Origin of the sequence: Klebsiella sp. JB_Kp004 (assembly GCF_040065795.1) — a bacterium.
In the GTDB taxonomy this organism is placed as follows: domain Bacteria; phylum Pseudomonadota; class Gammaproteobacteria; order Enterobacterales; family Enterobacteriaceae; genus Klebsiella; species Klebsiella quasipneumoniae.
The window spans coordinates 50,347-61,063 of sequence record NZ_JBEAKW010000041.1 but is presented as its reverse complement, the minus strand read 5'-3'; the positions used below and the strand labels follow the sequence as shown (position 1 = coordinate 61,063).

The 10,717-nt window shown below is 59.3% G+C and carries 9 protein-coding genes; 8 read left to right on the top strand and 1 reads right to left on the bottom strand.

The window, feature by feature from the left end; all coding sequences use genetic code 11:
- Positions 1-325: 325 nt before the first annotated feature.
- Positions 326-1,465 (bottom strand): tRNA epoxyqueuosine(34) reductase QueG, encoded by a 1,140-nt coding sequence (gene queG, locus ABLX76_RS17755; RefSeq protein ID WP_261901836.1) that lies wholly within the window; start codon positions 1,463-1,465, stop codon positions 326-328.
- Between the two features lie 13 nt (positions 1,466-1,478).
- Here queG and nnr point away from each other — a divergent pair, with 13 nt between their 5' ends.
- From nnr to hflK, 8 genes are all read left to right on the top strand, one after another.
- A complete protein-coding gene (gene nnr / locus ABLX76_RS17750) occupies positions 1,479-2,990 on the top strand; it encodes a bifunctional ADP-dependent NAD(P)H-hydrate dehydratase/NAD(P)H-hydrate epimerase (protein WP_348874988.1) in 1,512 nt (503 codons plus the stop codon).
- Positions 2,983-3,444: a tRNA (adenosine(37)-N6)-threonylcarbamoyltransferase complex ATPase subunit type 1 TsaE gene (gene tsaE / locus ABLX76_RS17745; protein ID WP_004206439.1), complete on the top strand. Its 462-nt coding sequence runs from the start codon at positions 2,983-2,985 to the stop codon at positions 3,442-3,444. Before nnr ends, tsaE begins: the two co-directional genes overlap by 8 nt.
- A gap of 16 nt (positions 3,445-3,460) precedes the next feature.
- On the top strand, positions 3,461-4,819 hold the full coding sequence (gene amiB, locus ABLX76_RS17740; RefSeq protein ID WP_044525185.1) for an N-acetylmuramoyl-L-alanine amidase AmiB: 1,359 nt from the start codon (positions 3,461-3,463) through the stop codon (positions 4,817-4,819).
- Between the two features lie 10 nt (positions 4,820-4,829).
- Positions 4,830-6,689 carry a DNA mismatch repair endonuclease MutL gene (gene mutL, locus ABLX76_RS17735; protein ID WP_348874986.1) on the top strand — a complete coding sequence of 620 codons (1,860 nt, stop codon included), beginning with the start codon at positions 4,830-4,832 and terminating at the stop codon, positions 6,687-6,689.
- Positions 6,682-7,632 (top strand): tRNA (adenosine(37)-N6)-dimethylallyltransferase MiaA, encoded by a 951-nt coding sequence (gene miaA / locus ABLX76_RS17730; protein WP_004206442.1) that lies wholly within the window; start codon positions 6,682-6,684, stop codon positions 7,630-7,632. Before mutL ends, miaA begins: the two co-directional genes overlap by 8 nt.
- A gap of 92 nt (positions 7,633-7,724) precedes the next feature.
- Positions 7,725-8,033 (top strand): RNA chaperone Hfq, encoded by a 309-nt coding sequence (gene hfq / locus ABLX76_RS17725; RefSeq protein ID WP_002885659.1) that lies wholly within the window; start codon positions 7,725-7,727, stop codon positions 8,031-8,033.
- A 75-nt stretch (positions 8,034-8,108) separates the two neighbouring features.
- A complete protein-coding gene (hflX, locus tag ABLX76_RS17720) occupies positions 8,109-9,389 on the top strand; it encodes a ribosome rescue GTPase HflX (RefSeq protein ID WP_004146725.1) in 1,281 nt (426 codons plus the stop codon).
- A 65-nt stretch (positions 9,390-9,454) separates the two neighbouring features.
- Complete coding sequence (hflK, locus tag ABLX76_RS17715) at positions 9,455-10,717, top strand: FtsH protease activity modulator HflK (RefSeq protein WP_004206443.1); 1,263 nt, start codon at positions 9,455-9,457, stop codon at positions 10,715-10,717.

Below are 10,717 nucleotides of genomic sequence, written 5' to 3'. Positions count from 1 at the left end.
GAGCACGACCTTGCCAAGGTCGGGGTCGCGAGTTCGAGTCTCGTTTCCCGCTCCAAATTTTCTTCCATCTCTTATTTATCCACAGTGCAATCCAGCGCCGGGGATGATTTTCGTTTGGTCTGCAGAAATACTGTGAACAGAGTTATCCACAGGTTGTCGTTTCGTCTCTGACGGCGTAAATGCTTCGCTTTGTAAATAATATCTTTATATCTAATTGAAATTTAACAATTAAATTTCATTTCGAAATGTTAATCCGATCACTTGACCTCGGTCTGCGCCTTGAAACGCAATGTGTTTTAGATTTTATTCACAGCCTGTGAATGAATCAGGCGTCGCGCGGCAGCCCTTTCTCTACCACCCTGACCAGACGTAATTTTTTCGGCAGCTGTACTTCGACGGCGTCGGCGCTCCGCTTTTTCAGCTGCTGGACCATCGCCCACTCAATGTGTTCGTCGAGAAGCGGGTGCTCGCCCAGGCGACTCTCCAGCGCGCGAAGATGGGCTTCATCCCAGGGCGCATTACCCAGCGCGACGGCGATATTACGCAGCCAGCGCAGGTGACCAATGCGACGAATCGCCGACCCTTCGGTCACCTTCAGAAACCACGCTTCGCTCCAGGCGAACAGCTCCACCAGCGGCGGGGCATGCAGCGCCTGGCGCGGACTGAAATCCTCTTCATCGGTGAGCTGTGAGAAACGGTTCCACGGACAGATGAGCTGGCAGTCGTCACAGCCATAGATCCGGTTGCCGATGAGCGGACGGAATTCCTCCGGGATCGCGCCTTCCAGTTCGATGGTGAGATAGGAGATGCAGCGGCGGGCGTCGACGGTATAGGGCTCGACGATGGCCCCGGTGGGGCAGATGGTCATGCAGGCGACGCAGCGTCCACACTCCTCCGCGACCGGGCTGTCGACCGGCAGGGGCAGGTCAATCAGCAGTTCGCCGAGGAAAAAGAAGGATCCGGCGTCGCGGCTTAAGATAAGTGAGTGCTTACCTGTCCATCCAAGGCCCGCTTTTTCTGCGATGGGCCGTTCCAGGATAGGCGCGGAATCGACAAAAGGTCTAAAATTGAGCGAAGCACACTGTTCCTGAATCTTCTCACCCAGTTTTTTCAGGCGATTACGTAGCAGCTTATGATAATCACGCCCAAGGGCATAACGGCTGACGTAACCCAGCGCGGGATCTTTCAGGGTGCGGGCAAAGGCGGCGTTGGCGGGCAGATAGTTCATCCGCACGCTGATGACGCGTAACGTACCGGGCAGCAGTTCGTGGGGGCGGGCGCGCATCATACCGTGACGGGCCATCCACTCCATTTCGCCGTGGTATTGTTTATCCAGCCATGCCTGCAGTTTGGGTTCACTGGCGCTAAGGTCGGTATCGGCGATACCGACCTGCTGGAACCCGAGCTCTGTGCCCCATTGTTTGATTTGTTGCGCTAACTGAACGAGATCGAGGGGCTGTGACATGATGGACCATACAATGACGAAAAACCCTGACAGTATACCATACAACATTTGGCCTGCGGAGGCGCTGCGCCTGGCCGAACGAGAGGCAGCGGACAGCCTGGGACTGACGCTGTTTGAACTGATGCAGCGCGCAGGCGAGGCGGCGTTCCAGCTGGCCAGCCGCGCTTTTCCTGACAGCGCGCACTGGCTGATCCTCTGCGGGCATGGCAACAACGGCGGCGACGGATATGTCGTCGCGCGTCTGGCCCAGGCCGCCGGGCGGCGGGTGACGCTGCTGGCGGTGGAGAGTGACAGCCCGCTGCCGGAAGAGGCGCAGGCGGCGCGGGAGGCATGGCTTAACGCCGGCGGCGTGATCCATGCGGCCACTGTCCCCTGGCCAGACGATATCTCACTGATTATTGACGGCCTGCTTGGCACCGGGTTGCGCAGTGCGCCGCGCGAATCCATCGCGGCGCTCATCCACCAGGCGAACCACCATCCTGCGCCGGTGGTGGCTCTGGATATCCCTTCCGGCCTGAATGCGCAGACCGGCGCGACGCCGGGGGCGGTCATTCAGGCCGACCATACGCTGACGTTTATTGCGCTCAAGCCGGGGCTGCTGACCGGCAAGGCGCGGGATGTCGTCGGGCAGCTCCACCATCATGCGCTGGGGCTTGAGCGCTGGCTCGCCGGTCAAAGTACCCCCCTGACGCGATTTTGCGCCGCCCACCTTGCAGACTGGCTGCCGCCGCGCCGGGCTACCTCCCATAAGGGCGATCACGGCAAGCTGGCGATCGTCGGCGGCGATCGCGGCACGGCAGGCGCGATTCGCATGTGCGGTGAAGCGGCTTTACGCGCCGGCGCAGGGCTGGTGCGAGTACTCACTCACCCTGAGAATGTGGCGCCCATTGTCACCGCCCGGCCGGAATTAATGGTGGATGAGCTGACGCCGCAGACCCTGAAAGCCGCGCTGGAATGGGCGGATGTGGTGGCGATTGGCCCGGGCCTGGGGCAGAACGAGTGGGGACGCAGCGCCCTGCGCATGGTGGAAAGTGTTAACAAACCGATGGTCTGGGACGCAGACGCGCTGAACCTGCTGGCATTCAATCCCGATAAACGTCACAATCGCGTGCTGACGCCGCACCCCGGCGAAGCGGCCCGTCTGCTGAACGTCAGCGTGGCAGAAATTGAAAGCGATCGCTTACTTTCTGCGCAGCGTCTGGTAAAACGGTATGGCGGCGTGGTCGTGCTGAAAGGCGCGGGCACGGTGGTGGCCAGTGAAAGCGGGGCGATGGGCATTATCGACGCCGGCAATGCCGGTATGGCCAGCGGCGGAATGGGCGATGTGCTCACTGGCATTATTGCCGCATTGTTAGGACAGCACCAGACGCCGTATGATGCTGCCTGTGCCGGGTGCGTCGCGCATGGCGATGCCGCCGACCGACTGGCCGCCCGCGAGGGCACCCGCGGCATGCTGGCGACCGATCTCTTTTCCACGCTCAGGCGTGTTGTTAACCCGGATGTGATTGACGTAGACCATGATTAACCGAGTGATTCCTTTACCCGATGAGCAGGCCACGCTGGCCCTGGGCGACCGTATTGCGCAGGCCTGTACCGGCGCCACCGTGATTTACCTGTATGGTGACTTAGGCGCGGGGAAAACCACCTTTAGCCGTGGCTTTTTACAGGCGCTCGGTCACCGCGGCAATGTCAAAAGCCCAACCTATACCCTGGTGGAGCCGTACACCCTCGACAAACTGATGGTGTATCACTTCGATCTCTACCGCCTGGCGGATCCTGAGGAGCTGGAATTTATGGGGATCCGCGATTATTTTGCCGACGATGCCATCTGCCTGGTGGAATGGCCGCAGCAAGGCGCAGGTGTCCTGCCTGACCCGGACGTTGAAATTCACCTTGATTACCAGGCACAAGGGCGTGAGGCGCGCATTACCGCGATCTCCTCACGGGGTGAATCTTTACTGGCGCGTTTAGCCATTTAGCCTGAAGGATGACGGGATGAAGTATCGCATAACCACCTGGCTTGCCGCTGCGCTGATGCTGTCGAGTCTTCACGCCACTGCGGCGAGTTTATCCGATATCCAGGTCTCCAACGGAGACCAGCAGGCCCGTATAACTCTTAGCTTTGTCGGTGAACCGGAGTATTCCTTTACCCCGCAGGGCAAACGACTGGTGGCGCTGGATATCAAGCAGACCGGCGTATTGCAGGGACTGCCGCTGAAATTTAGCGGCAGCAACCTGGTGAAGAGTATTCGCGCCGGTACGCCGCAGGATACGCAGACGCTGCGTCTGCTGGTGGATCTGACAGAAGATGGCAAAACCCGGGCGGTGAAGCAGCAGAACGGGGCGAATTACACGGTGGTCTTTACCATCAACGCCGACGCGCCGCCGCCGCCACCGCCGCCGCCTCCTGTGGTGGTGAAACGGGCCGACCCGCCGCCGGTAATGCCTTCCCGGACGGCGACGGCGGGACGCAATCCGTTTAGCTCGTCGGGCCACGATCGGCAGACGGTGATGACCCCCTCTCAGCCGGCGATGACCAACAATCAGACCGTGACCCGTCCGGCGGCCCGCACGGTGTCGGCGCAGGATAAGGTGATTATCGCCATCGACGCCGGGCACGGCGGTCAGGATCCTGGCGCGATTGGCCCGAATGGCACCAAAGAGAAGAACGTGACTATCGCTATCGCGCGCAAGCTGCGGGCGCTGCTGAACGCCGATCCGCAGTTTAAACCGGTGCTGACCCGTGACGGGGATTACTTTATTTCGGTAATGGGGCGCTCGGATGTGGCGCGTAAGCAAAACGCCAACTTCCTCGTCTCAATCCATGCCGACGCCGCGCCAAACCGCGATGCCACCGGCGCCTCGGTATGGGTGCTCTCGAACCGTCGCGCCAACAGTGAAATGGCCGGCTGGCTGGAGCAGCATGAGAAGCAGTCTGAACTGCTCGGCGGCGCGGGCGATGTGCTGGCGAACAGCCAGGCCGATCCCTACCTGAGCCAGGCGGTGCTGGATCTGCAGTTCGGTCACTCCCAGCGTGTCGGCTACGATGTGGCGACTAACGTGCTCAGCCAGCTGCAGCGGATTGGCAATCTGCATAAGCGCCGTCCTGAGCATGCCAGCCTCGGCGTACTGCGCTCGCCGGACATTCCGTCGATCCTCGTGGAAACAGGCTTTATCAGTAACAACGGGGAAGAACGGCTGCTGGGGAGCGATGATTACCAGGAGCAGATTGCGGAGGCGATTTACAACGGTCTGCGCAACTACTTTATGCAGCATCCGCTGCAGTCGGCGCCTCGCGGCGAGGCGGCGCAGACCGCCAGCGCCGCAGCGCCAGGCGGGATGTTGATTAACTAAGGAGCAGGGGATGCCGATTCAGGTTCTGCCGCCGCAGCTCGCCAACCAGATTGCCGCCGGCGAAGTGGTGGAACGGCCCGCGTCGGTGGTGAAAGAGCTGGTTGAAAACAGCCTTGATGCGGGCGCCACGCGAATTGATATTGATATCGAACGCGGCGGCGCGAAGCTCATTCGCATTCGCGATAACGGCTGCGGCATCAAAAAAGACGAGCTGGCGCTGGCCCTGGCTCGCCATGCTACCAGCAAAATCGCCTCGCTCGACGATCTCGAAGCCATTATCAGCCTCGGTTTTCGCGGCGAAGCGCTGGCCAGTATCAGCTCGGTGGCGCGTCTGACGCTCACCTCGCGCACGGCGGAACAGCAGGAAGCCTGGCAGGCGTATGCCGAAGGCCGCGATCAGGCGGTGACGGTGAAGCCGGCGGCGCATCCGGTCGGCACCACCCTGGAAGTCCTCGATCTGTTCTACAACACCCCGGCGCGGCGCAAATTTATGCGCACCGAAAAGACCGAGTTCGGCCACATTGACGAGGTGGTCCGCCGCATTGCGCTGGCGCGCTTCGACGTCACCATCAACCTCAGCCATAACGGCAAGGTGATGCGCCAGTATCGGGCAGTCGCTCAGGATGGCCAGCGGGAGCGGCGGCTGGGAACCATCTGTGGCGCCGCCTTTCTTGAACATGCCCTGGCGATTGAGTGGCAGCATGGCGATCTGACCCTGCGCGGCTGGGTCGCCGATCCGCTGCATACCACCCCTGCGCTGGCGGAAATTCAGTATTGCTATGTTAACGGGCGGATGATGCGCGACCGGCTGATCAACCACGCTATCCGCCAGGCCTGTGAAGACAAACTGGGGGCCGATCAGCAGCCGGCGTTTGTGCTGTATCTGGAGATCGATCCCCATCAGGTGGATGTGAACGTCCACCCGGCTAAGCATGAGGTGCGTTTCCATCAGTCGCGCCTGGTGCATGACTTTATCTACCAGGGCGTACTGAGCGTGCTGCAGCAGCAACTTGACGCGCCGCTGGCGGAAAAAGACGACCCGCCGGCGCCCCGTGCGATGCCGGAGAACCGGATCGCGGCGGGCGGCAACCAGTTTGCGCGGCCGTCGGAAGCGCGTGAACCGGCAACCCGTTTCAGCATCACCCCATCGCGTGAGCCTGCGGCCTCCAGCGGCAGGCCGGGCGGCGCGAGCTGGCCGCACGCGCAGCCGGGTTACCAGAAGCAGCAAGGGGCGCTTTATCGTCAGTTGCTCGACACGCCAACGGCGCCAAAGCCCGCATTACAGACTCCGGGCGCGGCGGAACTGGCCGGTCACAGCCAGAGCTTTGGCAGAGTACTGACGATTGTGAGCCGCGACTGCGCGCTGCTGGAGCGCGAGGGCGGCCTGGCGCTGCTGTCGTTGACCGTTGCCGAGCGCTGGCTGCGCCAGGCGCAGTTAACCCCGGGAGCAGAGGCCGTCTGTGCCCAGCCGCTGCTGATCCCCCTGCGGTTAAAAGTGACGGAAGGGGAAAAACAGGCGCTGGCCGCCGCGCAGCCGGCGCTGACGCAGCTGGGGATCGATATGCATACCGATCCCCTGCACGTGACGGTGCGCGCGGTCCCTTTACCCTTAAGACAACAAAATTTACAAATCTTGATTCCTGAACTGATAGGCTACCTGGCGCAGCAAAACGCATTCGACGTCGGCAATATCGCCCAATGGATGGCGCGTAATCTGACGAGCGAACAGACGTCATGGAATATGGCGCAGGCGATTGCGCTGCTGGCGGACGTTGAGCGTCTTTGCCCGCAGCTGGTGAGAACGCCGCCGGGTGGCCTGTTACAACCTGTAGATCTCCATTCGGCGATGAATGCCCTGAAAGATGAATGATGTAACCGAGGCGAGCCTGCCCAAGGCAATTTTTTTAATGGGCCCGACGGCCTCCGGCAAAACCGCGCTGGCGATAGCCTTACGTAAAGTTTTGCCAGTAGAGTTGATTAGTGTTGATTCCGCCCTCATTTATCGGGGAATGGATATTGGCACCGCCAAACCGGATGCCGCAGAGCTGAGCGCCGCGCCGCACCGGCTGCTGGATATTTTGGATCCTGCAGAGGCCTATTCCGCGGCGGATTTTCGCCGCGATGCGCTGGCGGCGATGGCGGAAATTGTCGCCGCCGGGCGAATTCCGCTGTTAGTCGGCGGGACGATGTTGTATTTCAAAGCGTTGCTGGAAGGATTGTCGCCCTTACCGTCCGCTGACCCAGAGGTCAGAGCGCGGATTGAGCAACAGGCCGCAGAGCAGGGGTGGAACGCGTTACATCAGCAGTTACAGGAGATCGATCCCGTGGCGGCTGCGCGTATTCATCCAAATGATCCGCAAAGGCTTTCCCGGGCACTGGAAGTTTTTTTCATTTCGGGTAAAACTTTAACGGAACTGACGCAAACGTCAGGAGACGCTCTGCCATATCAGGTGCATCAGTTCGCCATCGCCCCGGCGAGCCGTGAACTGCTCCATCAACGCATAGAACAGCGTTTTCATCAGATGTTAGCTTCAGGTTTTGAAGCAGAAGTACGGGCGCTTTTTGCCCGCGGAGATTTGCATACGGATATGCCTTCCATCCGTTGTGTCGGATACCGCCAGATGTGGTCATATCTCAATGGCGAGATCCCATATGATGAGATGGTTTATCGAGGTGTTTGCGCCACGAGACAGTTAGCCAAACGTCAGGTCACCTGGCTGCGCGGTTGGGAAGGTGTGCACTGGTTAGACAGTGAACAACCTGAACAAGCGCTCAACAAAGTATTACAGGTTGTTGGTGCGAGCCAGAACTGAACGTGTACAATTAAACGGTATCGTGCGTAATTTTTTTTGAGAATCGTAAGGTTCTGAGTACAAAACAAGCATACATATAAGGAAAAGAGAGAATGGCTAAGGGGCAATCTTTACAAGATCCGTTCCTGAACGCTTTGCGTCGGGAACGCGTTCCGGTTTCTATTTATTTGGTGAATGGTATCAAGCTGCAAGGGCAAATTGAGTCTTTCGATCAGTTCGTGATCCTGTTGAAGAACACGGTCAGCCAGATGGTCTATAAGCACGCAATTTCTACTGTTGTCCCGTCTCGCCCGGTGTCTCACCACAGCAACAATGCTGGCGGCGGTTCCAGTAACTATCACCACGGTGGTAGCGCGCAGGGCTCTTCTGCGCCACAACAAGACAGCGACGACGCCGAATAAGGCTAGTGCTGTTTTTCCACGCCGGGGAGCCAGGTTTTCTGCGTTCCCCGCTGGTATTTTATAAGGGGTTTACGCTTGTTTGACCGTTATGACGCCGGTGAGCAGGCGGTACTGGTACACATCTATTTTTCGCAAGACAAAGATATGGAAGACCTCCAGGAGTTTGAAACTCTGGCCTCTTCCGCCGGTGTCGAAGCAATGCAGGTGATTACCGGTAGCCGTAAAGCACCGCACCCGAAGTACTTTGTTGGTGAAGGTAAGGCAGTCGAAATTGCGGAAGCCGTTAAAGCGACCGGCGCTTCGGTCGTGCTCTTCGATCATGCCCTGAGTCCGGCGCAAGAACGCAACCTGGAACGCCTGTGCGAATGCCGGGTTATCGATCGTACCGGTCTTATTTTAGATATTTTCGCTCAGCGCGCGCGCACCCATGAAGGGAAACTGCAGGTCGAGCTGGCGCAGCTGCGCCATATGGCGACCCGCCTTGTCCGCGGCTGGACCCACCTTGAAAGACAAAAGGGCGGGATCGGTTTGCGTGGCCCGGGTGAAACCCAGCTCGAAACTGACCGTCGTTTATTGCGTAACCGCATCATGCAGATCCTGTCGCGGCTGGAAAAAGTCGAAAAACAGCGTGAGCAGGGGCGGCGGTCGCGCGCGAAAGCCGATATTCCAACCGTGTCGCTGGTGGGCTACACCAACGCCGGAAAATCAACGCTCTTTAACCAGATCACCGCCGCCGAGGTCTATGCCGCGAACCAGCTGTTCGCGACCCTGGACCCGACGCTGCGCCGCATTGACGTCCCTGACGTCGGCGAAACGGTGCTGGCCGATACCGTCGGCTTTATTCGCCACCTGCCGCACGATCTGGTGGCCGCGTTTAAAGCGACGTTGCAGGAGACGCGTCAGGCGACGCTGCTGCTGCATGTGATTGACGCGGCGGATGTCCGCGTGCAGGAAAACATTGATGCGGTAAATACGGTTCTCGCTGAAATTGAGGCCGATGAGATCCCGGCGCTGCTGGTGATGAACAAAATCGACATGCTGGACGATTTTGAACCGCGCATCGATCGCGACGATGAAAATAAACCGATTCGGGTCTGGCTTTCCGCTCAGACCGGGGTTGGCGTACCACTGCTTTTTCAGGCGTTAACGGAGCGCCTTTCCGGTGAAGTGGCCCAGCATACGCTGCGCTTACCGCCGAAAGAAGGGCGACTGAGAAGCCGTTTCTATCAGCTTCAGGCGATAGAAAAAGAGTGGATGGAGGATGACGGCAGCGTGAGTCTGCAGGTGCGCATGCCGATCGTTGACTGGCGGCGCCTCTGTAAGCAAGAGCCAACGCTTGTTGACTATGTGGTTTGACCTTGCAGCTTGCCTGAAGATATTGACCCCTGTGGGGATATCAAAAACAAATATGGAGCATATACATGGCGTGGAATCAGCCCGGTAATAACGGACAGGACCGCGACCCGTGGGGGAGCAGCAAACCTGGCGGCAACTCTGAGGGAAATGGCAACAAAGGCGGTCGCGAGCAGGGGCCGCCGGATCTGGATGATATCTTCCGCAAGTTAAGTAAAAAACTTGGCGGGCTCGGCGGCGGCAAGGGCGGACTGGGCGGCGGCAATAGCGCACAGGGACCTCGCGGACCGATGGGCGGGCGTATTGTCGGCATCGTTGCCGCGGCGGCAGTGATTATCTGGGCGGCCAGCGGTTTCTATACTATTAAAGAAGCCGAACGCGGCGTGGTCACCCGTTTTGGTAAGTTCAGCCATCTGGTTGAGCCGGGCCTGAACTGGAAGCCGACCTTTATCGATAACGTGCAGGCAGTAAACGTGGAGTCGGTACGTGAACTGGCGGCGTCCGGCGTCATGTTGACCTCTGACGAAAACGTGGTGCGCGTTGAGATGAACGTGCAGTACCGCGTCACCGATCCGGAGCGCTATCTGTTTAGCGTCACCAGCGCGGACGACAGCCTGCGTCAGGCCACCGACAGCGCGCTGCGCGGGGTGATCGGTAAATACACCATGGATCGCATTCTGACCGAAGGTCGTACCGTGATCCGTAGCGATACTCAGCGTGAGCTGGAAGAGACGATTCGCCCGTACAACATGGGCATCACTCTGCTGGACGTCAACTTCCAGACGGCACGTCCGCCGGAAGAGGTGAAAGCCGCGTTTGACGATGCCATTGCCGCGCGTGAGAACGAACAGCAGTACATTCGTGAAGCGGAGGCTTACACCAACGAAGTCCAGCCGCGCGCGAATGGTCAGGCGCAGCGTATCCTCGAAGAGGCACGCGCCTATAAGACCCAGACCGTCCTGGAAGCCCAGGGTGAAGTGGCTCGCTTTGCTAAGATCCTGCCGGAATACAAAGCCGCGCCGGAGATTACCCGCGAGCGTCTGTACATCGAAACGATGGAAAAAGTGCTGAGCCACACCCGTAAAGTGCTGGTTAATGACAGCAAAAACGGCAATCTGATGGTTCTGCCGCTGGACCAGATGCTGAAAGGCGCCGCTGCGCCGGCAGCAAAGAGCGATAGCAGTGACGCCAGCGATCTGCTGCGTCTGCCGCCTGCATCCAGCACTGGCAGCGCCAGCACCTCATCAACCTCGAGCTCAACCGGGGGTAGCATTATGGACCAACGCCGCGCTAACGCGCAGCGTAACGACTACCAGCGTCAGGGGGAATAA

What these genes read in the sequence shown, in the direction of transcription:
- queG (WP_261901836.1), bottom strand. Translation starts at nt 1,465, where the DNA reads ATGTCACAGCCCCTCGATCTCGTTCAGTTAGCGCAACAAATCAAACAA.
- nnr (WP_348874988.1), top strand. Translation starts at nt 1,479, where the DNA reads ATGACGAAAAACCCTGACAGTATACCATACAACATTTGGCCTGCGGAG.
- tsaE (WP_004206439.1), top strand. Translation starts at nt 2,983, where the DNA reads ATGATTAACCGAGTGATTCCTTTACCCGATGAGCAGGCCACGCTGGCC.
- amiB (WP_044525185.1), top strand. Translation starts at nt 3,461, where the DNA reads ATGAAGTATCGCATAACCACCTGGCTTGCCGCTGCGCTGATGCTGTCG.
- mutL (WP_348874986.1), top strand. Translation starts at nt 4,830, where the DNA reads ATGCCGATTCAGGTTCTGCCGCCGCAGCTCGCCAACCAGATTGCCGCC.
- miaA (WP_004206442.1), top strand. Translation starts at nt 6,682, where the DNA reads ATGAATGATGTAACCGAGGCGAGCCTGCCCAAGGCAATTTTTTTAATG.
- hfq (WP_002885659.1), top strand. Translation starts at nt 7,725, where the DNA reads ATGGCTAAGGGGCAATCTTTACAAGATCCGTTCCTGAACGCTTTGCGT.
- hflK (WP_004206443.1), top strand. Translation starts at nt 9,455, where the DNA reads ATGGCGTGGAATCAGCCCGGTAATAACGGACAGGACCGCGACCCGTGG.